Source organism: Paraburkholderia sp. SIMBA_030 (genome assembly GCF_046535245.1).
Classification (GTDB): Bacteria; Pseudomonadota; Gammaproteobacteria; order Burkholderiales; family Burkholderiaceae; genus Paraburkholderia.
The window spans coordinates 64,722-84,718 of the sequence record NZ_JAWRXB010000024.1 but is presented as its reverse complement, the minus strand read 5'-3'; the positions used below and the strand labels follow the sequence as shown (position 1 = coordinate 84,718).

19 protein-coding genes are annotated in these 19,997 nt (G+C 62.3%); 1 reads left to right on the top strand and 18 read right to left on the bottom strand.

The window, feature by feature from the left end; translation table 11 throughout:
- Nucleotides 1–8 precede the first annotated feature (8 nt).
- Together SB772_RS32780 and SB772_RS32775 are read right to left on the bottom strand one after the other, a co-directional pair.
- Nucleotides 9–809, bottom strand: coding sequence for an enoyl-CoA hydratase (locus SB772_RS32780; protein ID WP_410837292.1), 801 nt, complete (start codon nt 807–809; stop codon nt 9–11).
- 38 nt (nt 810–847) lie between these two features.
- Nucleotides 848–1,771, bottom strand: coding sequence for a histone deacetylase family protein (locus SB772_RS32775; RefSeq protein WP_410837291.1), 924 nt, complete (start codon nt 1,769–1,771; stop codon nt 848–850).
- 201 nt (nt 1,772–1,972) lie between these two features.
- Here SB772_RS32775 and mltB point away from each other — a divergent pair, with 201 nt between their 5' ends.
- Nucleotides 1,973–3,199, top strand: coding sequence for a lytic murein transglycosylase B (mltB, locus tag SB772_RS32770; protein WP_410837290.1), 1,227 nt, complete (start codon nt 1,973–1,975; stop codon nt 3,197–3,199).
- A 95-nt stretch (nt 3,200–3,294) separates the two neighbouring features.
- Here mltB and cysM read toward each other — a convergent pair whose 3' ends face one another.
- The 16 genes from cysM to SB772_RS32690 all read right to left on the bottom strand — a co-directional run bounded on the left by cysM (nt 3,295) and on the right by SB772_RS32690 (nt 19,908).
- On the bottom strand, nt 3,295–4,197 hold the full coding sequence (gene cysM, locus SB772_RS32765; RefSeq protein WP_410837289.1) for a cysteine synthase CysM: 903 nt from the start codon (nt 4,195–4,197) through the stop codon (nt 3,295–3,297).
- 317 nt (nt 4,198–4,514) lie between these two features.
- Nucleotides 4,515–4,880 (bottom strand): ComEA family DNA-binding protein, encoded by a 366-nt coding sequence (locus tag SB772_RS32760; RefSeq protein WP_410837288.1) that lies wholly within the window; start codon nt 4,878–4,880, stop codon nt 4,515–4,517.
- 77 nt (nt 4,881–4,957) lie between these two features.
- Nucleotides 4,958–5,950 carry an ADP-glyceromanno-heptose 6-epimerase gene (gene rfaD / locus SB772_RS32755; RefSeq protein ID WP_410837287.1) on the bottom strand — a complete coding sequence of 331 codons (993 nt, stop codon included), beginning with the start codon at nt 5,948–5,950 and terminating at the stop codon, nt 4,958–4,960.
- A gap of 89 nt (nt 5,951–6,039) precedes the next feature.
- The gene (rfaE1, locus tag SB772_RS32750) at nt 6,040–7,047 is read right to left on the bottom strand and encodes a D-glycero-beta-D-manno-heptose-7-phosphate kinase (protein WP_410837286.1); all 1,008 of its coding nucleotides are present in this window, start codon (nt 7,045–7,047) and stop codon (nt 6,040–6,042) included.
- Nucleotides 7,001–8,416, bottom strand: a complete 1,416-nt coding sequence (locus tag SB772_RS32745) for a UDP-glucose dehydrogenase family protein (protein ID WP_410837285.1) — start codon at nt 8,414–8,416, stop codon at nt 7,001–7,003. Before SB772_RS32745 ends, rfaE1 begins: the two co-directional genes overlap by 47 nt.
- 144 nt (nt 8,417–8,560) lie before the next feature.
- Complete coding sequence (gene lapB / locus SB772_RS32740; RefSeq protein WP_410837284.1) at nt 8,561–9,736, bottom strand: lipopolysaccharide assembly protein LapB; 1,176 nt, start codon at nt 9,734–9,736, stop codon at nt 8,561–8,563.
- A gap of 75 nt (nt 9,737–9,811) precedes the next feature.
- Nucleotides 9,812–10,105: a lipopolysaccharide assembly LapA domain-containing protein gene (locus SB772_RS32735; RefSeq protein WP_410837283.1), complete on the bottom strand. Its 294-nt coding sequence runs from the start codon at nt 10,103–10,105 to the stop codon at nt 9,812–9,814.
- 240 nt (nt 10,106–10,345) lie between these two features.
- Complete coding sequence (locus SB772_RS32730) at nt 10,346–10,669, bottom strand: integration host factor subunit beta (RefSeq protein ID WP_007180889.1); 324 nt, start codon at nt 10,667–10,669, stop codon at nt 10,346–10,348.
- A gap of 22 nt (nt 10,670–10,691) precedes the next feature.
- Nucleotides 10,692–12,422: a 30S ribosomal protein S1 gene (rpsA, locus tag SB772_RS32725; protein WP_410837282.1), complete on the bottom strand. Its 1,731-nt coding sequence runs from the start codon at nt 12,420–12,422 to the stop codon at nt 10,692–10,694.
- A 161-nt stretch (nt 12,423–12,583) separates the two neighbouring features.
- Nucleotides 12,584–13,270, bottom strand: a complete 687-nt coding sequence (gene cmk, locus SB772_RS32720; RefSeq protein WP_410837281.1) for a (d)CMP kinase — start codon at nt 13,268–13,270, stop codon at nt 12,584–12,586.
- 35 nt (nt 13,271–13,305) lie between these two features.
- Nucleotides 13,306–14,610 (bottom strand): 3-phosphoshikimate 1-carboxyvinyltransferase, encoded by a 1,305-nt coding sequence (aroA, locus tag SB772_RS32715; protein ID WP_410837280.1) that lies wholly within the window; start codon nt 14,608–14,610, stop codon nt 13,306–13,308.
- Between the two features lie 19 nt (nt 14,611–14,629).
- Entirely contained in the window at nt 14,630–15,571 is a 942-nt protein-coding gene (locus tag SB772_RS32710; RefSeq protein ID WP_410837343.1) for a prephenate dehydrogenase, read from the bottom strand.
- Between the two features lie 53 nt (nt 15,572–15,624).
- Nucleotides 15,625–16,737: a histidinol-phosphate transaminase gene (hisC, locus tag SB772_RS32705; RefSeq protein ID WP_410837279.1), complete on the bottom strand. Its 1,113-nt coding sequence runs from the start codon at nt 16,735–16,737 to the stop codon at nt 15,625–15,627.
- Between the two features lie 68 nt (nt 16,738–16,805).
- On the bottom strand, nt 16,806–17,888 hold the full coding sequence (pheA, locus tag SB772_RS32700; RefSeq protein ID WP_410837278.1) for a prephenate dehydratase: 1,083 nt from the start codon (nt 17,886–17,888) through the stop codon (nt 16,806–16,808).
- Nucleotides 17,889–17,952: 64 nt separating this feature from the next.
- On the bottom strand, nt 17,953–19,035 hold the full coding sequence (gene serC, locus SB772_RS32695; RefSeq protein WP_410837277.1) for a 3-phosphoserine/phosphohydroxythreonine transaminase: 1,083 nt from the start codon (nt 19,033–19,035) through the stop codon (nt 17,953–17,955).
- Between the two features lie 270 nt (nt 19,036–19,305).
- Nucleotides 19,306–19,908: a DUF2059 domain-containing protein gene (locus SB772_RS32690; protein WP_410837342.1), complete on the bottom strand. Its 603-nt coding sequence runs from the start codon at nt 19,906–19,908 to the stop codon at nt 19,306–19,308.
- Between the last annotated feature and the right edge of the window lie 89 nt (nt 19,909–19,997).

Sequence of the window (19,997 nt, the reverse complement as noted above, 5' to 3'; positions counted from 1 at the left end):
GCGCACGCCTAGTGTTGCCAGTCGGGCGGCCGTTTGTCGATGAATGCCTGCACGCCTTCGAGCGCGGAGTCGTCCATCATGTTGCAGGCCATCGTCTGGCCAGCGAGCTGATAAGCCGCTTCGATGCCCATTTCGAGCTGACGGTAGAACAGGCCCTTGCCGGCGCTGACTGCTTCGACCGGTTTCGCGCAGATGCTGGTGGCGAGCTTCGCGACCTCGGCGTCGAGCGCGTCCGCCGGCACGACGCGGTTCACAAGACCCTGGCGCTTCGCCTCCGGTGCGTCGATGAAATCGCCCGTCAGCAGCATTTCGAGCGCCGCTTTGCGCGACAGGTTGCGCGACAGCGGCACCGAAGGCGTCGCGCAAAACAGGCCAAGGTTGACGCCCGAGACCGCAAACCGTGCTGTATCGGCGGCGACCGCGAGATCGCACATCGCGACAAGCTGGCAACCGGCCGCCGTCGCGATGCCGTGCACGCGTGCGATGACCGGCTGCGGCAAGCGCTGAATCGTCAGCATCAGCTTCGTGCAGCGTGCGAACAATGCCTGGTAATACGCAAGCGACGGCGCCGCACGCATTTCCTTCAGATCGTGTCCAGCGCAGAAGGCGCGGCCAGCACCGGCAATCACGACCACCCGTGCTTCGGATCGCGCGAGTTCCGCCAATACCGTCTGCAACTCGTCGAGCAAGGCTTCGGACAACGCGTTGAACGCGTCCGGCCGGTTCATCGTCACCAGCACGGTGCCCGCCACACCATAAGCGTCGCGTTCGATCTGCAGCAGTGAAGCGTTGCGCACATCGGCATTCATGGCTTACTCCTCATTGAAGTTCGCTGTCGCGCCGCGCCTCAGATCCCGGCCAGCGCGCGCACATGCGCGACCACGCTGCGCCCGAGCGCCGACAGGTTGTACCCGCCTTCCAGGCAACTGACGATACGCCCATGCGCATAGCGATTCGCGATCCCACGCACCTGATCGGTGATCCACGCGTAGTCGTCCTCGACGAGGCCCATGTTGCCGAGATCGTCCTCGCGATGCGCGTCGAAGCCGGCCGAGATGAAGATCATCTCCGGCTTGAATTCGTGCAGACGCGGCAGCCACAGCATATCGACTGCCTCGCGCACTGCCATGCCCTTCGAACGCGCCGGCATCGGCACGTTGCACATGTTGGGCGCCTGATTGTCGGCGCCGGTGAACGGGTAGAACGGATGTTGGAAGATGCTGCACATCAGCACGCGCGAATCGCCCGAGAAGGCGGCCTCGGTGCCGTTGCCGTGATGGACGTCGAAGTCGACGATCGCGACGCGCTGCATACCGTGCACTTCGAGCGCATGGCGGGCGGCAATCGCAACGTTGTTGAAGAAACAGAAGCCCATCGCACGCGCCGGCTCGGCATGGTGGCCGGGCGGGCGCACGCTGCAAAACGCGTTGTCGTAACGGCCTTCGATGACGGCGTCGGTGGCGGCCACCGCGGCGCCCGCGGCACGCAACGCGGCCTGCAAAGTGTACGGATTCATCGAGGTATCGGGGTCGATTTCGGCAAGGCCTTCGGCGGGCGAGCGGCTGCGGATGTAATCGACATGCGCCTGGGTATGCACGCGCAATAACGAGGCTTGGTCGGCCAGCGGCGGCGACTCGCGTTCGATCAGCGAGTCGATGCGGCTTGCGATCAGTTGATCTTCGATTGCCTGCAGGCGCGCCGGGCATTCGGGATGCCATTGCCCCATATCGTGCAGCAGACAGTCGGCGTGAGTATAAAAGCCTGTTGCCATGATTTTCTTCTGCGGCGCGGCGCCTTCGAGGCGTGCGCGGCGTGTCTCCGTCCAAGGGCGCGCGCCCTCGGCGCGCCAACTATCGTCAAGTTACCACACGATGCGGCTGTCACGTGCGGGGCACGGTTTTGCGGAAAGCGTCGGGTATACTGCCCCGATCCGTTTTTTTCCTGTCTCTTTTGCACTGCGCCCTCGCTCACTATGACCGTCAAGCTTGCTCTGTCTGCACGAAACCGGCTACGCGCAACGAGCGTCGCCACCGCACTGTCCGTCGCATGGTGCGCGTTCACAGCAGCCAGTCCGGCAATCGCGCAAAGCACCGCGCAAAAGCCGCCGCTGCAGGTCGCGCAAAGCCAGCCGCAACAGCCGGCGCCGCAGGGGCAAACCTTCGAAGAAGAAATCATCCCGCAGCGCTACGCGAATAATCCGAACGTCGATGCGTTCATCAACGACGTGTCCGCGCGCTACGACTTCGACCAGGCCGCGCTGCACGCGCTGTTCGCACGCGTGAGCTATTCGGCGACCGCGGTCAAGCTCGTCACGCCATCGCCCTCGCCGTCGGTCAAGAACTGGCGCGTGTATCAGTCGCGCTTTCTCGACCAGATTCGCATCAACGCGGGCGTGCGCTTCTGGCGCGCCAACCAGGCAACGCTGCAACGTGCTTACGAAGAGTTCGGCGTGCCGCCGGAGGTGATCGTCGGCATTATCGGCGTGGAGACGATCTACGGCCGCTTCATGGGCAACTTCCGCGTGCTCGACGCGCTGACCACGCTTAGCTTCGACTACCCGAACACCGCCAATCGCGCGGATCGCCAGGCAACCTTCCGCAAGAATCTCGAAGACTATCTGGTGTGGACGCGCGATTCGCAGATCGATCCGACCACGGTACTCGGCTCCTACACCGGCGCGATCGGCATTCCGCAATTCCTGCCGAGCAGCATCGTGCAATACGCGGTGAGCTACGACGGCAACAAGCAAATCGATCTGCGCACGAGCGAGGCGGATGCGATCGGCAGCGTGGCGAACTATCTGCGTCAGAACGGTTGGGAAAACGGCCGGCCCGTGGTGTGGAAGATCGGCGCGGACGCGGGCAGCCTGGGCGTTGCGCAAGCCGCCGCCGACGGTCAGCCGGAACCGCACTGGCCGTTGCAGCAACTGCTGCGCGCCGGGCTGCTGGTGAACGAACCGGGGCTCGATATCGCGTCCGAAGCGGGTACGCCGGTGACCGTGGTCGATCTGCCCTCGCCGGGGCAGGGCACCGAGTACATGCTGGGCTTGAAGAACTTCTATGTATTGACGCGCTATAACCGCAGCTTCTTTTATGCGCTCGCGGTTTATCAGCTAGGTGAGCAGGTCAAGGCGCAGATGGCGGCGAGCGATGCGGCGAACGGCAACAATGCGGCGCCGCCAGGTGCGGCTTCACAGTAAGCTGCGCTGCGACACCAGCAAAAAGTGAAACAGAAAGCGCCGGCTGAACCGGCGCTTTTTTATGGCTAAAACGACTTAACGCCAGCTACGCGCGCTCAAGCCGGAAACACACCAGTCGACAGGTAACGGTCACCGCGATCGCAGACGATAAACACGATCGTCGCGTTTTCGACCTGGCGCTCGACCCGCAGCGCCACTTCGCAAGCGCCGCCCGACGAAATGCCGGCGAAGATGCCTTCAACCGACGCCATACGCCGCGCCATTGCTTCGGCTGCGGCCTGACTCACGTTCTCGACGCGGTCCACGCGGCTGCGATCGAAAATCTTCGGCAGATACGCTTCCGGCCACTTGCGGATGCCGGGAATGCGCGAGCCTTCCTCCGGCTGCGCACCGATGATTTCGATCGCCTGATTCTTTTCCTTCAGATACGTCGACACACCCATGATCGTGCCGGTCGTGCCCATCGACGACACGAAGTGCGTGATGCGCCCTTCGGTGTCTTGCCAGATTTCCGGGCCGGTTCCTTCGACGTGCGAGGCCGGATTGTCCGGGTTCGCGAACTGGTCGAGGATGACGCCCTTGCCTTCGCGCTGCATCTGCTCGGCGAGGTCCCGCGCGTATTCCATGCCGCCCGTCACCGGCGTCAGCACGATCTGCGCGCCGTAGGCGGCCATGCTCTGACGCCGCTCCACCGACAGATCTTCCGGCATGATCAGCACCATCTTGTAGCCGCGGATCGCAGCTGCCATCGCCAACGCGATGCCGGTGTTGCCGCTGGTCGATTCGATCAGCGTGTCACCTGGTTTGATACGGCCGCGCGCTTCCGCTTTCTTGATCATCGACAGCGCCGGACGGTCTTTCACCGAACCCGCAGGGTTGTTGCCCTCGAGCTTCGCAAGGATCACGTTGTTGCGGTTGCGGATATCGTCGTCAGGAAGCCGGACGAGTTGCACGAGCGGCGTGTTGCCGATCGTGTCTTCAATCGTTTTGTAAGCCATATCGGTTCTAGTGCTGTCGATGCGCGGAGTCTTCAATCCATCGATTCTAAACCACCGTGCGCGCGGCTGCCGCGCGGCCCTTCTGCCCGCATGGATCAGCGATGCCGAGCGGCTACTGCATTGCGCTCATTCGGCGCTCATCAGCGCGCAAAAACAGTGCAAAAAACCACGCAAAAAACCCGCGGCTGAGAACCGCGGGAGCCAGTCATCTGCATGACAGCTGAAGGAGTGTGCTTGCCAACTCCGACCATGAAGGAAAACTACGTGAGCGGACCCCGCGCGCAGATGACTAGCCTCCGCGCAGGGCCCGCGTCAGGCTATTTCTTCACCGCGACAGTGGTGTTGCTCTTCTGCGCATTGGCCGCAGTGGCCGCGCCTTTGGTCTGGAGAGGCGCCGCAGCCTGCGCGCCAGCAGCCGCGCCAGCCGGACCGATAGCGAGACCCTCCGCCTGCAGGCGCTCGACGGTATGCCCGCCCATGCCTTTGACGCGCTTGCCGAGATCGGTCGGGTCCTTGAATGGACCATGCGCTGTACGCTCTTCGAGAATGGCTTTCGCTTTGGCAGCACCGATGCCCTTGATGCCGCGCAGCGCATCCTCGTTAGCCGTGTTGACGTCAACCGCCGCATACGCGTGGCCGAAAGCGGCGAGCATGGCCGCGGTAACCAGAATTTTTCGAAACATATGGAATCTCCCTCGTACAACCGGTTGGCGACCATCACCAACCGGGAGATTCCAGTTTAAAGAGGGATGCGAAAGATTTACACCTGGCCGAATAGCCAACGTACGTAACGATCGACGCCTTCCTGCACGCTCAAAAACGGCGCGTCGTAGCCCGCCGCCCGCAACTTCGACTGGTCTGCTTGCGTGAAGCATTGGTACTTGCCACGCAATGCGTCGGGGAACGGAATGTATTCGATCAGTCCGCGCTGCACCTGATCGGCGAGCGATAACGGCGCTTCGTTGTTCAGCGCGCGCAGCGTGTTGACCACCGTGCTCGCGATGTCGTTGAACGGCTGCGCGCGGCCGCTGCCCAGGTTGAAGATGCCCGACTTGTCCGGGTTGTCGAAGAAGAACAGGTTGACCTTCACCACGTCTTCGACGGAAACGAAATCGCGCGTCTGCTCGCCCGCGGCATAACCGTTGTACTCACCGAACAGCTTGACCTTGCCTTCGGCGCGGAACTGGTTGAAGTTGTGGAATGCCACCGACGCCATGCGCGCCTTATGCGTTTCGCGCGGACCGTAGACGTTGAAGTAACGGAAGCCCGCGATCTGGCTCTTCGCGGTGGGCAACACGCGGCGGATCACCTGGTCGAACAGGAACTTCGAATAGCCGTATACGTTCAGCGGCTGCTCGACTTCGCGCTCTTCGACGAAACGGCTCGAGCCGCCATACGTCGCCGCCGAAGACGCATACAGAAACTGGATGTTCTGCGCGAGACACACGTCGAGCACGTCGCGGCTATAGCGGAAGTTGTTGTCCATCATGTAGCGGCCGTCGGTTTCCATCGTGTCCGAGCAGGCGCCTTCGTGGAAAATCGCGCGCACTTTGCCGAAGTCGCCGCGCTTGAAGCGTTCGACGAATTCGGTCTTGTCGAGATAGTCGTCGATTTCGCAGTCGACGAGATTCTTGAATTTGTCCGCGCGCGTGAGGTTGTCGACCGCGATGATGCGTTGCTCGCCGCGATCGTTGAGCGCCTTCACGAGATTGCTGCCGATAAAGCCGGCCGCGCCGGTGACGATGAGGGTCATGATGGTCCTGCGCTAATGAGATTGACGCCCCGCGACTCACCTGTTTCGCGCCGCAACCGGGCGAAAAACAGGAGACCGGGCGGGCCGCATCAATGAAAGAGTTCGTCGTAGTCGACGGTAGCAGTGCCGAGCTTGCCGACCACGATGCCGGCCGCGCGGTTCGCGAGTCCAACCGCCTCGACCAGCGTGAGGCCCGCGCCGAGCATCGCGGCGAGCGTGGCGATCACGGTGTCGCCCGCGCCCGATACATCATACACTTCGCGTGCTACGGCCGAAGCGTGCAGGATGCCGTCGTCGGAGAAGAGCGTCATGCCCTCTTCCGAACGCGTCAACAGCAGCGCCTTGAAGTCGAGATCGGCGCGCAATCTGGTCACGCGCGCGATCAGATCTTCTTCGGATTTCCACTGGCCGACCACTTCGCGCAATTCGGCGCGATTCGGCGTGATCAGCGTCGCCCCGCGATAGCGCTCCCAGTCGTCGCCCTTCGGGTCGACCAGCACCGGCTTGCCCGCCGCACGCGCCTTCGCGATCATCTGCGTGACGTGCGTGAGGCCGCCCTTCGCGTAATCCGACATCAGGATCACGTCATGCGACGGCAGCAAGTCGTCGAAACGGGCGAGACCCGCGAGCAGCACTTCGTGTGCCGGCGTGTTTTCGAAGTCGACACGCAGCAGCTGTTGCTGACGCGACAGCACGCGCAGTTTGATCGTGGTAAGCAGCGCGGGGTCGCGTTCGAGATGCGGCGTCACGCCGCTTTCGCCGAGCAACTGCACGATACGCTCGCCGGGTTCGTCATGGCCGACTACACACAACAAGCCCGCTTGCGCGCCCAGCGCAACGGCATTGCGCGCCACGTTTGCAGCGCCACCGAGCCGGTCTTCCTGGCGCTGCACGTGCACGACCGGCACCGGCGCTTCCGGCGAAATGCGGTCCACATCGCCGAACCAGTAGCGATCGAGCATCACGTCGCCGACCACCAGCACACGCGCGGCGCCGAGCTGCGCGCGCGGCACCACGGTAAGCTCGGCCGTGGACCTGGACTGAGCGGCCTCAGGCATGGTTTGCGGCATCGGCCGGAAGCTCGGAGGGTTGGGCATAAGGACGTCCAATCGAGTGATAGTCGAAGCCGAACTCGGTCATCGCGTCCGGTTCGTACAGGTTACGGCCGTCGAAAATCAGCGGTGACTTCAGCACCGATTTCAGATGCACGAAATCCGGGCTCTTGAATTCCTTCCATTCGGTGACGATCACGAGCGCGTCGGCACCGGTGAGCGTTTCGTCCTGGGTGCCGGCGAAATGCAGACGTGCGAGCTGTTCCGGCGCATCGTGCAAATCGATCGAGAACACGCGGCGCGCTTCGGCCACCGCGACCGGATCGTACGCGCGCACCTGCGCGCCGCGCGCCAGCAACTCGGCGATCACGCGGCGGCTCGGCGCTTCGCGCATGTCGTCGGTATTCGGCTTGAACGCGAGCCCCCACACGGCGAAGGTGCAACCGCTCAGATCTTCGCCGAGCTTGTGCGTGATCTTGCGCACCAGCACGTCCTTCTGCTTGTGGTTCACTTCCTCGACGGCTTCGAGGATGCTCAGATTGTGGCCGCTTTCACTCGCGGTACGAATCAGCGCCTGCACGTCCTTCGGGAAGCACGATCCGCCGTAGCCGCAACCGGCATACAGGAAGTGATAGCCGATGCGCGGATCCGAACCGATACCGCGACGCACGGCTTCAATGTCCGCACCGACGCGATCCGCCAGATTCGACATCTCGTTCATGAACGAGATGCGCGTGGCGAGCATCGCATTGGCTGCGTATTTCGTGAATTCGGCCGAGCGCACGTCCATGTACAGCGTGCGTTCGTGATTGCGGTTGAACGGCGCGTACAGACGCTTCATCAGTTCGCGCGCGCGCAGGCCGGCTTCGTCTTCGTCGCTGCCGATCACGATGCGATCGGGGCGCATGAAATCGTCCACCGCCGCGCCTTCTTTCAGAAACTCAGGATTGGAAACTACCGAGAAGCGGTGCTGCTCGCTGTTGGCGAGGCCACGCCCGGCCAGCTCCTCTTCGACCACCGCGCGCACGCGCTGCGCGGTGCCGACCGGCACCGTCGATTTGTCGACGATCACCTTGAAGCCGTTCATCGTGCGGCCGATACTGCGCGCAGCTTCAAGCACGTATTGCAGATCGGCCGAACCGTCCTCGTCGGGCGGCGTGCCGACGGCGACGAACTGCACGTCGCCGTGCGCGACGCTCGCTTCGATGTCCGTCGAAAACGTGATGCGGCGAGCCGCGCGCGTACGGGCGATGATCTCCTGCAAACCCGGCTCGTGAATCGGCACGCCGCCGTTGTTGAGGATTTCGATCTTGCGCGGATCGACGTCGAGACAGAAGACGTCGTGGCCGATTTCGGCGAGACACGCGCCAGTGACGAGGCCGACATAGCCAGTGCCGATAATAGTGATTTTCATACGCTTTCCGGTAGAGGGTTCCGGTGATGATTTTCGGTGATGAGGCCGGTTATGAACACGTTGCGAGGTCCGCCCACGCATGCGCTGCTGCCATGCGCGTGGCGAGGCAGCCGCGCGGCCGATGCCGGCGCGCTCGCCGCGGTGTCAATTCGACGCCGTGATCGGTTCGACGCGACGCGGCGCATAGGTTTCCCAACCGCTGCAACCCGGGCACTGCCAGTAGAAAAGCCGCGCCCGAAAACCGCAATTCTGGCACGTATACCGTGGCAGATTTTTGGTGCGCTGACGGATCAGCGTGCGCATCAGTTCGAGCTCGCTGCGCCGCGGCTCTTCCGCGACGGCTTGCTGCGCTTCCAGAAGACGCGTCATACCTGCCAGATTAGGTGACTTCTGCATCTGCGAACGCGCCAGCGCATGCGCGGCGTCCGGACCGCGCAACGCCGCGACGTGCTGATACGCGACGTCGAGCAGATCATTCGACGGATAGCGATCCACCCACGTGGTCAGCAGATCGGCACCCTCTTGCGGGCGGCCGAGCGCTTCGTAGGCCTTCATCAGCTTTTCGGCGACGAGCGGCAAATACGCCGGATTCTGTTCCTCGACACGCTGCCATTGAGTAATGGCGGCCTCTTGCGCATCGCCTGCCGCATCGACGTCGCCGAACAGAATCGTGGCGCGCACGTTAGTCGGGTTGGCTTTCAACGCAAAACCAAGCTGACGGCGCGCTTCGTCCGGGTTCTTCTGTTGCAGCGCTTCCTGGGCCAGTTCGCAATGGAATTGCGCGATTTCCTTGTCGAGCGATTCGGCGCCCATCGTTTCCAGATGGCGCGCAGTATCGATCGACTTGACCCAGTCCTTCTCGATTTCGTAGATCGTCAGCAGCGCGCGCTGCGCGCCCAACGCATAATCGCCCGTTTCGAGCAAGCGGAAGGTTTCCTCCGCGCGATCGAGCAAGCCCGCCTTCAGGAAGTCCTGGCCCAATTCGTACAGCGCGTGATCGCGCTCGGTGACAGGTAGATCGGCGCGGCTCAGCAGGTTCTGATGCACGCGAATCGCACGATCGGTCTCGCCGCGGCGCCGGAACAGATTTCCCAGCGCGAAGTGCAACTCGATCGTTTCCGGGTCGAGCTTGACCACTTCGATGAACGCATCGATCGCTTGATCCGGCTGCTCATTGAGCAGGAAATTCAGGCCGCGGAAATACGAACGCGGCAAGTTGGCGCTTTCAGACAGCAGCGTCTTGAGGTCGTAACGCGCGGCCATCCAGCCGAACGCGAAAGCGACGGGTACGGCAAGCAGCCACCAGAAGTCTAGATCCATGCGATTAATGCAAACGAACGGGAAGGCAAAAACGGAAAGCCGCGCGCACGGTCAGCACACGCGGCGGAAGAAAACTTAGATCAGTGGCGGCATCGGCGGTTGTTCGACCACCACCGGCGTTTCGCGCGCTACCCGCAACTCGCGCTTGAGCCGGCCGTTCTCCATGCGCAAGCGCACCATGCCCGGCATCGACGACACCAGCCCGGCCAGCAGCCCAACCACGAAGAAGGCAAAGCCGATCAGGATCAACGGAGCCGACCAGGCGTAGCCAGCGAGGAAAATCAGCGTAGCGGGTTGCATATTGGAGAGCGCGAGCACCAGCAGCAGCACGAACACCAGTACACGGATCAGCCAGACGATAAATTTCATGAATAGGTCTCTTGACGGCAGTTGCGAGGTGACGCCGGCTTGATGACACGTCGCGCCAAGGTATTGCCCGCGCCGAAGTGACCCGTATTGTAATTGAAGCCCTCGCGGCTGGGCAGGAACTGGCTGATTGCGAACTTGCAAACGAAAAAAAGCGCCCGAAGGCGCTTTTTCTGGTCTTTTGCCGTCTGGCTTTGGCCGCTGACGCTACCGATGCCACGCTACGAACTGCACAGCGAGGTTTTACAGATCGTCATCCGGCTCTTCGGCCTTCAACGGCTCGCCCGCACGCCGATCGACCCGCTCGCGCAATTCCTTGCCAGGCTTGAAGTGCGGTACGTACTTCTCAGGTACCAGCACCTTCTCGCCCGACTTCGGATTACGCCCGACACGGGAAGGACGACGATTGAGGCCGAAGCTGCCGAAGCCGCGAATTTCGATGCGATGACCGTTGGCAAGCGCCTCCGACATCGCATCAAGCATCGTCTTCACCGCGAAATCCGCATCCTTGAGGACAAGTTGCGGAAATCGCGTAGCCAGCTGGGCGACCAATTCCGATTTGGTCATACTGCAGCAGACCTCTCAGAGCTTACTGGTTCTGGCCGTCGAGCTTGGCCTTCAACAGCGCGCCGAGGTTCGTCGTGCCGGTTGCAGCCGAGCTGTTGTCCGACGCGAGGCCACGAATCGCTTCCTGCTGTTCGGCCGAGTCCTTGGCCTTGATCGACAGGTTGATGCCACGCGACTTGCGATCGATGTTGATGATCATCGCGTTGACCTTGTCGCCTTCTTTCAGCACGTTGCGAGCATCTTCCACGCGGTCCTGGGCGATTTCCGAAGCGCGCAGGTAGCCTTCGACTTCCGCCGACAGCTGAACCACTGCACCCTTCGCGTCCACCGTCTTGACCACGCCGTCGACGATCGAACCCTTGTCGTTCATTGCAACGAAGTTGCTGAACGGGTCGCCTTCGAGCTGCTTGATGCCCAGCGAAATGCGTTCCTTCTCGACGTCGATGCCGAGAACGATTGCTTCCACTTCGTCGCCCTTCTTGTACTTGCGAACCGCTTCTTCGCCCGTTTCGCTCCACGACAGGTCCGACAAATGGACCAGACCGTCGATGCCGCCCGGCAGACCGATGAAGACGCCGAAGTCGGTGATCGACTTGATTGCGCCTTGCAGCTTGTCGCCCTTCTTGAAGTTGCGGCTGAAGTCATCCCACGGGTTCGGCTTGCATTGCTTCATGCCGAGGCTGATACGGCGGCGGTCTTCGTCGATTTCGAGAACCATGACTTCGACTTCGTCGCCCAGCTGAACAACCTTCGACGGTGCAACGTTCTTGTTCGTCCAGTCCATTTCCGACACGTGAACGAGGCCTTCGATGCCCGATTCCACTTCGACGAATGCGCCGTAGTCGGTGATGTTGGTGACCTTACCGAACAGGCGCGTGCCCGACGGGTAGCGGCGGGAAATGCCTTCCCACGGATCGTCGCCCAGTTGCTTGATGCCCAGCGAAACGCGGTTCTTCTCCTGATCGAACTTGAGAATCTTCGCGGTGACTTCCTGGCCAACCGACAGCACTTCGCTCGGGTGACGCACACGACGCCATGCGATGTCGGTGATGTGCAGCAGGCCGTCGATACCGCCGAGGTCCACGAATGCGCCGTAATCGGTGATGTTCTTCACCACGCCTTCGACGATTGCGCCTTCCTTCAGCGTTTCGAGCAGCTTTGCGCGCTCTTCGCCCTGGGTCGCTTCGATCACAGCGCGGCGCGACAGCACGACGTTGTTACGCTTGCGGTCGAGCTTGATGACGCGGAATTCGAGCGTCTTGCCTTCGTACGGGGTCGTGTCCTTGACCGGACGCGTGTCAACCAGCGAACCCGGCAGGAACGCGCGGATGCCGTTGACCATGACGGTCATGCCGCCCTTGACCTTGCCCGTGATCGTGCCGGTCACGAGTTCGTTGTTGTCGAGAGCCTTTTCCAGCGACAGCCACGAAGCCAGACGCTTCGCCTTGTCGCGCGACAGGATGGTGTCGCCATAGCCGTTTTCCAGCGCGTCGATCGCGACGGAAACGAAGTCGCCCGCCTGCACTTCTACCTCGCCCGCGTCGTTCAGGAACTCTTCGAGCGGGATGTAGGCTTCGGACTTGAGACCAGCGTTGACGACCACGAAGTTGTGGTCAACGCGCACGACTTCGGCGGAGATCACTTCGCCGGCGCGCATGTCTTGCTTGGTCAGCGACTCTTCGAACAGAGCCGCAAAAGATTCGGTATTCGGGGTAGAGGTTTGCAGGTCGGACATAAAAATCAAAATTTGCATGGTTCTCGCGGTGCCCGGCTGGCCGGACGGTCAGCATCGGCCAGGAATGCGAATGCCACGCGGGGTTAAGGGGTTAATACACGCTCCACGACCATCGCGGAGCACCTACTGACAACAGAACTTCTACTGCGCCTGCAGCTTATGCACAATTCGTACATTCATCAAGCATGCGGGACTAAAGCTTCATACCACTGCACCACCTGTTCGACCGCCTGGTCGACCGACAATGCGGAGGTATCAAGCAGCTTTGCATCTGCTGCGGGCTTGAGCGGCGCGGCTGCGCGCTGACTGTCACGCTCATCGCGCTCACGCAAATCCCGAAGCAAGTTATCAATATTAGCAGAAAATCCTTTTTGGATCAATTGCTTATGCCGGCGCGCGGCGCGGGCCTCGACGCTGGCGGTCAGAAACACCTTCAGAATCGCGTCCTGGAAGATCACAGTGCCCATGTCGCGGCCGTCTGCGACCAGCCCCGGTTCCTTGCGGAAAGCCCGCTGACGCGCCACCAGCGCGGTGCGCACGGGCGCGTGCACGGCGATCGCCGAGGCGCGGCTGCCGACTTCCTCCGCGCGAATGTCGGCGGATACGTCGACGCCGTCGAGCTGCGCGAGACCCTCGCGAAACGTGATGTGCAGGTCGTCGATCAGCTTTGCAAGCGTGTCGGCATCGTCCGGCGCAATGTCGTAGCGGATGCTGGCGAGCGCGGCGAGCCGGTACAGCGCGCCGCTATCCAGCAGGTGGAAGCCGAGGCTCGCGGCAACCAGCGCGGCCACGGTGCCTTTGCCGGAGGCACTCGGGCCGTCGATCGTAATGACGGGCGTCTGGTGAAAGGGACGGGTCGGTCTCATCGAAAAAGTCGCACGTCAGTCGATTCGGGGACGAATCAGGGTTGAGCGAGCGCCGTAAAGCGCTCGAAATAATCGGGGAACGTCTTGCCGACGCATTTGGGGTCGTTGATCCGGATCGGCACGCCGCCGAGACTCACCAACGAGAAGCACATCGCCATGCGGTGATCGTCGTAAGTATCGATAGCGGCGTTCGGAACCAGTTTTTCAGGCGGCGTGACGACGAGGAAATCCTCGCCCTCCTGCACTTTGGCGCCGACCTTGCGCAGTTCCGTTGCCATCGCGGCGATCCGGTCGGTTTCCTTCACGCGCCAGCTGGCAATGTTGCGCAACGTGCTCGTGCCATCGGCGAACAGCGCGGCGACGGCGATCGTCATCGCCGCGTCGGGAATCAGGTTGAAGTCCATGTCGATCGGCTCGAGCTTGCCGCTGTCATGGCCGACGCCGCGCACTTCGATCCAGTCGTCGCCCATCTGCAGGTTCGCGCCCATCTTGATCAGCGCATCGGCAAAACCGACGTCGCCCTGGATGCTGGCCCGGCCGACGCCCTGCACCCGCAGCGGCCCGCCGCCGAGCGCGCCGGCCGCCAGAAAATACGACGCCGACGACGCATCGCCTTCCACCATGATCGTGCCCGGCGACTGATAGCGCTGGCCGGCCGGCACCACGAACTGATGCCAGCCGTTGCGCTCGACCTTGATGCCGAAGCGCTCCATCAGCTTGATCGTGATCTCGATATACGGCTTCGAGATCAATTCGCCGTCAACCTGCACGGTCGTTACGCCGCTTTGGGTACGCACCAGCGGCAGCGTCATCAACAGCGAGGTGAGGAACTGGCTCGACACGTCGCCACGCACGCGGATCGGCGCGTCAGCAGAAATCTGCGCCGGGCGAATCCGCAGCGGCGGATAGCCTTCATTCGCTTCGTAATCGATCTTCGCGCCGATCTGCCGCAGACCGTCGACCAGATCGCCGATCGGCCGCTCGTGCATGCGCGGCACGCCGTGCACGCGATAGTCGCCGCCATTGACCGCGAGCGCCGCCGTCAGCGGGCGCACCGCCGTGCCCGCGTTGCCGAGGAACAGGTCGGCGGTACGAGCGGTGAACGCGCCTCGCGTGCCGGTTACGATGCAGGTGTCGCCGTCGCGCTTCAGGCGCACGCCGAGCTTTTCGAGCGCGTCGAGCATCACGCGCGTGTCGTCCGAATCGAGCAGATTCGTGATGGTCGTTTCGCCTTCGGCGAGCGCCGCGAGCAGCAACACCCGGTTCGAAATGCTTTTCGAGCCGGGCAGACGAATCGTGCCGGACGCACGGGAAAACGGTCCGAGATCGAGGAATTCCATGATTGAGTCCAGTTTCCGGTTATTTCGAGGCGTCGCTGGGCGCGACAGCCGCACTGCGCTGTTCCTGCCACTCGGTGCGCGCGACACGCGAGCGTACGAACACGGCTTCGAGCGCGGCGCCGTCGGCAGCCTCGATCGCCGCCCGCAAGCGAGCGAGCACCGCCGTGTAGGCATCGAGTTCGTCGAGCAGCGCGACGCGATTCGCGACGCACACGTCGCGCCACATTTCCGGGCTCGACGCAGCGATCCGCGTGAAATCGCGGAAACCGCCCGCAGCAAATGAAAATTTCAGCGCAGCGTCGGGCGAATTAAGAATCTGCTCGACTAGCGCGAACGACAACACGTGCGGCAAATGACTGACAGACGCGAACACGCGGTCATGCTGCTCCGGCGTCATCTCGTGCACAGCGGCGCCGGCGGCAGCCCACATCGCGCCAACCCGCGCGACGGCCTCGGGCGCGTTCTCCGGCAGCGCGCACAACACGACGTTGCGGTTCACATACAGGTCGGGCAAGGCGGCATCCACCCCGCTCGACTCACGCCCGGCGATCGGATGCCCCGGCACGAATTGGCCGATCCGCGCACCGAGCACCGCTCGGGCGGCCGCGACCACGTCGGATTTGGTGCTGCCAGCGTCCGTGACGATCGTATCTGCGTCGAGAAACGGCGCGATGCGTTCGAGCAGCGGCTGAGTCTGCGCGACTGGCGCGGCAAGCAGCACGAGATCTGCGCCGGATAATGCTTCGCGCAACGCGGCATCGTCATTGAGCGCCGCAGTTCCGTCGATTACGCCCAACTCCAGCGCACGCGCGGTCGACGCGGGCGAACGCCCGACACCGATCACCGTGCGCGCGCCTGCCACCTCGCCGCGCTCGCGCAACGCGCGAGCGAGCGATCCGCCGATCAGGCCGACACCGAAAATCACCAGCTTGTTAAAAGAGAACGCGGCCACGTCGTCGATCACAGAAAAAAGCGCGCCGCAGATCAGTCCAGGCGCGCGGGTCAAGGTACCGCTTATGCGATGGAGAGCGTCTTTTCAAGCGCCGCGAGGAACGCTTCGTTTTCTTCCGGCAGGCCGATCGTGATGCGCAGCCATTGCGGCAAACCGTAATTGCCGACCGGGCGGACGATCACGCCCTGCTTCAACAATTCGAGGTTGACGCGATTGCCGGCCGCGTCGTCGTTACCGACACGCACCAATACGAAGTTGCCGTCCGACGGCACATACTCGAGGCCGAGCTTGTCGAAGGCTTCGGTCAGGCGGCGGTAGCCTTGCGCATTCAACGCCGCGCTCTTTTCCAGAAACGCCTTGTCGTTCAGCACCGCGATCGCCGCGGCTTGCGCCAGCGTGTTCACGTTGAACGGCTGACGCAGACGGTTCAGCAGATCGGTCAATCCGGGCTGGGCAATCGCGAAGCCGACGCGCAAGCCGGCCAGGCCAAACGCCTTCGAGAACGTACGCGACACCAGCAGATTCGGATAACGGCGCACCCACGCGATCGAGTCGTAGCGCTTTTCTTCCGGCAGATATTCGGTGTAAGCCTCATCCAGCACGACCACTACGTTACGCGGCACCTTGTCGAGAAACGCTTCGAGTGTCGGGCCTTCGATGAACGTGCCGGTCGGGTTGTTCGGGTTCGCGACGAACATCAGACGCGTATCGTCGGTAATCGCGGCAAGCATCGCGTCGAGGTCGTGGCCGTACTTGACGGCCGGCACGACGATCGCGCGTGCGCCCACGCCTTGCGTGGCCAGCGCGTACACGGCGAACGAATACTGCGCGTACACGATCGACTGGCCCTTCTCCACCAACGCGTGCGCGGCGATTTCGAGGATATCGTTGCTGCCGTTGCCAAGCGTGACCCAGTCAGCCGGCACACCGTAGCGCTCGCTCAACGCCGCCTTCAGTTCGAACGCATTCGCGTCCGGATAGCGGCCGAGTTCGCTGGCGGCCTGCGCCATGGCGCGCTGCGCCGACTCCGGCATGCCAAGCGGATTTTCATTCGATGCCAGCTTCACGATGGTCGCTTCGTCGAGGCCGAACTCGCGTGCCAGTTCCGAAATCGGTTTGCCGGCGATGTAAGGCGCAATCGCGCGCACATAGGAAGGACCGAAGGACGTTGTCATGAAATCTCCGAACGACTATTTAGTAAATGAATGCGCAGCCGGCGCGCTCGAATGCCATTCGCAAGGCATTAGCGGGCGCGCGGATACGAGCCGAGTATCTTCAGGAACTCGGCCTTCTGGCCGAGTTCGGCGAGCGCGGCGGCGACCGCCGGATCGTCGCGATGGCCTTCCACGTCGATGTAGAAGTAGTACTCCCACGTGCCGACGCGCGCCGGACGCGATTCGAAACGCGTCATCGATACGCTGTGGCGCGCGAGCGGCTCGAGCAGCTTGAATACCGCGCCCGGCTCGTTCGCCACCGAAACGATCAGCGAGGTCTGGTCGTGTCCGCTGACGCCGGTCCGCTCCTTGCCGATCATCACGAAGCGCGTGCGGTTGTGCGGGTCGTCCTGGATCAGCGCGTATGCGACCTGCAAGCCGTAGTGCGTCGCGGCGCGATCGCCGGCGATGGCCGCTACTGTCGGATCGTCCGCAGCCATACGTGCCGCTTCCGCGTTGCTCGATACCGCCTGGCGCTCGAGATGCGGCGCGTTCATGGAAAGCCAGCGCTGGCATTGGGCGAGCGCCTGCGCATGCGCGCACACGCGCGTCACGCCGGTGAGGCCGCCGTTCAGCGTCAACAGGTTGTGGTGAATCGGCAGCGCCAGTTCGCCGCCGATCGTAAGCTGCGTTTGCAGCAGCAGATCGAGCGTGCGCGACACCGCGCCTTCGGTCGAATTCTCGACCGGCACGACGCCGAATTCCGCGGCGCCCGCTTCGACCGAGCGAAACACTTCGTCGATCGACGGACATGGCAGGCCTTCGATCGACTGACCGAAGTACTCGTGCATCGCCTGCTCGCTATAGGTGCCGACCGGGCCGAGATACGCGGCCTTGATGGGTTTTTCGAGCGCGCGGCTCGCGGCCATGATCTCGCGCCAGATCGCGCTGATATGCTCGCTCGCGAGCGGCCCTTCGCTCATGTCCTGCAAGCGCGCGATCACCTGTTGTTCGCGCTCGGGGCGGAACACGGGCGCGTTGAAATGCTTCTTGACCTCGCCCACTTCGAGCGCGACCGCCGCCCGCTGATTGAGCAGCGCGATCAGCTGCGCGTCGAGCGCGTCGATGCGCTCGCGAAGGGGTTTGAGTCGGGTATTGAGTTCGTCGTCCATGCGTGAAAACGGCCCTGCCGGGAAACTACTGGAAAGGATGCGCGCGCCTGAATGTCTGAAACGATCAGGCGCTGCGCTGTTCGAATTCCTTCATGTATTCGACAAGCGCTTTGACGCCTTCGAGCGGGACGGCGTTATAAATCGACGCCCGCATGCCGCCGACGGACTTGTGGCCCTTTAGCTGCACCATTCCCCGCGCTTTCGCGCCGGCCAGGAAATCTTCGTTACGCGACTCGTCGGCGAGGAAAAACGGTACGTTCATCCGCGAGCGCGAGCCACGCTCGACCTTGTTCAGATAGAAGCGGCTCGAATCGATCGCGTCGTACAACAGCTTCGACTTTTCGAGGTTACGCGCTTCTATCGCGGCAAGGCCGCCCTGCTTCTTCAGCCACTTGAACACCAGCCCGGCGATGTAGATCGCGTAGGTGGGCGGCGTGTTGTACATCGAATTGTTCTCGGCGACGGTCTTCCATTCGAACGCCGACGGGCAGATCGACTGCGCCCGATCCAGCATGTCTTCGCGCACGATCACGACCGTCACGCCCGCCATGCCGATGTTCTTCTGCGCGCCGCCGAACAGCACACCGTATTTGGCGATGTCCATTGGGCGCGACAGGATGTGCGACGACACGTCCGCGACCAGCGGAATATCGCCCATATCGGGGATCTCGAAAGTCTCGACGCCGTGGATCGTCTCGTTAGTGCACAGATGCACGTAAGCCGGATCGTCCGACAGTTGCCATTCGGCGCGCGCCGGAGCGCGCGTGAAGCCATCCGCCGTCTGGCCGCTCGCCGCCACATGCATGGTGCCGTATTTCTGCGCTTCCTTGAACGATTTCTGTGACCACGAACCCGTTATGACGAAGTCCGCACGCGGTTTCGCGCCGAGCAGATTCATCGGCACGATCGCGTTTTCGCCCAAGCCGCCGCCTTGCAGGAACAGGATACGGTGGCTGGCCGGCACCTCGATCAACTCGCGCAAAACGACTAGCGCCTCCTCGTGGATCGACATGAACTCTTTGCCGCGATGGCTCATTTCCATCACGCTCATGCCACTGCCTTGCCAATCGAGCATCTCGTCGGCTGCCTGACGCAGCACTTCTTCTGGCATGGCCGCAGGGCCGGCGGAGAAATTAAAGACGCGCATCGTGGGGTCCCGGGAAACAGGCGCGAAAAACGTAAATCGCGTAAAAATCCGCGAAGTTGGCAACCGCGAAGCTCAACATCGTGAAGCTGGCATCGCGAATCTGACCACGCGAGTTTGACGACGATTTCGCGCCCAAAAAAATAATGGCCGTCTGCGCGTGTGCGCAAACGACCATTATCGCATTGTCACCGCCAACCCGCCAAACCCGGACGCTGTAGAGCGTACCGACCGGCGGCTAGCGCGATGTCGCCGTAGCCTTTCGACCTGAGCTTACTTAGCCGGCTTGACCGACGCGACTTCCTTGTCAGCCTGGTCACGCGTTGCCTTGATCGATTGCGGCATGTACTTTTGCATCAAGCCGTTCACGACGTCGCGGCCAACCTGGTCTTGCACCTGGATGAACTTGCGGCCGGTCGGGCTCTTGTAGAACGTGGTCAGGTCCTTGATTTCCGACGTGCTGTAGTACTTCGCGTATGCGTCGTACTGAGCTTGCATGGCATCTTGACGGAAACTGTCCGTTGCGAACACCTGGCCCGCACCGTCAACCAGTTTCGGCACTGCGTTCTTTTGCAGCGTCGGGACGGAAGCCTGCTTCTGCTTGTCCGTCATTGTCTTGTTTTCGCTCAGGGCGTCCGACAGGATGGCCGGAACCAGTTGCTTGGCTTGCATTTGCGCGCTGTTGCCGATGGCGCCGACGAGCTTCTGTGCGTCGATTGCGTCCAGCAGGTCCTTGATGGCAGCCTGCTTGGCCGGGTCAACCGGTGCCGCGGCAGCAGCCGGAGCCGCCGGAGCCTGGCCCTGAAGCGCTTGAGCCATAGCAAAGGTCGGCACGAGTGCAGCCAGCAACATCAGTTGTTTGAATCGTTTTTGCATCATCACTCCCTAAGAGAAATTAACTTGAACTACCAGCCGCGCGGGATACGTATCGGCCCGATACGCCATTTTTCCCTACGCAGCTTTCA

Excerpts from the sequence above, each read along its gene's own strand:
- SB772_RS32775 (WP_410837291.1), bottom strand. The coding sequence starts at position 1,771 with ATGGCAACAGGCTTTTATACTCACGCCGACTGTCTGCTGCACGATATG.
- aroA (WP_410837280.1), bottom strand. The coding sequence starts at position 14,610 with ATGGAATTCCTCGATCTCGGACCGTTTTCCCGTGCGTCCGGCACGATT.
- SB772_RS32745 (WP_410837285.1), bottom strand. The coding sequence starts at position 8,416 with ATGAAAATCACTATTATCGGCACTGGCTATGTCGGCCTCGTCACTGGC.
- serC (WP_410837277.1), bottom strand. The coding sequence starts at position 19,035 with ATGCGCGTCTTTAATTTCTCCGCCGGCCCTGCGGCCATGCCAGAAGAA.
- rfaD (WP_410837287.1), bottom strand. The coding sequence starts at position 5,950 with ATGACCCTCATCGTCACCGGCGCGGCCGGCTTTATCGGCAGCAATCTC.
- cysM (WP_410837289.1), bottom strand. The coding sequence starts at position 4,197 with ATGGCTTACAAAACGATTGAAGACACGATCGGCAACACGCCGCTCGTG.
- rfaE1 (WP_410837286.1), bottom strand. The coding sequence starts at position 7,047 with ATGCCCAACCCTCCGAGCTTCCGGCCGATGCCGCAAACCATGCCTGAG.
- cmk (WP_410837281.1), bottom strand. The coding sequence starts at position 13,270 with ATGAGACCGACCCGTCCCTTTCACCAGACGCCCGTCATTACGATCGAC.
- SB772_RS32735 (WP_410837283.1), bottom strand. The coding sequence starts at position 10,105 with ATGAAATTTATCGTCTGGCTGATCCGTGTACTGGTGTTCGTGCTGCTG.
- lapB (WP_410837284.1), bottom strand. The coding sequence starts at position 9,736 with ATGGATCTAGACTTCTGGTGGCTGCTTGCCGTACCCGTCGCTTTCGCG.
- SB772_RS32780 (WP_410837292.1), bottom strand. The coding sequence starts at position 809 with ATGAATGCCGATGTGCGCAACGCTTCACTGCTGCAGATCGAACGCGAC.
- hisC (WP_410837279.1), bottom strand. The coding sequence starts at position 16,737 with ATGACAACGTCCTTCGGTCCTTCCTATGTGCGCGCGATTGCGCCTTAC.
- rpsA (WP_410837282.1), bottom strand. The coding sequence starts at position 12,422 with ATGCAAATTTTGATTTTTATGTCCGACCTGCAAACCTCTACCCCGAAT.
- pheA (WP_410837278.1), bottom strand. The coding sequence starts at position 17,888 with ATGGACGACGAACTCAATACCCGACTCAAACCCCTTCGCGAGCGCATC.
- SB772_RS32760 (WP_410837288.1), bottom strand. The coding sequence starts at position 4,880 with ATGTTTCGAAAAATTCTGGTTACCGCGGCCATGCTCGCCGCTTTCGGC.
- SB772_RS32690 (WP_410837342.1), bottom strand. The coding sequence starts at position 19,908 with ATGCAAAAACGATTCAAACAACTGATGTTGCTGGCTGCACTCGTGCCG.
- mltB (WP_410837290.1), top strand. The coding sequence starts at position 1,973 with ATGACCGTCAAGCTTGCTCTGTCTGCACGAAACCGGCTACGCGCAACG.
- SB772_RS32730 (WP_007180889.1), bottom strand. The coding sequence starts at position 10,669 with ATGACCAAATCGGAATTGGTCGCCCAGCTGGCTACGCGATTTCCGCAA.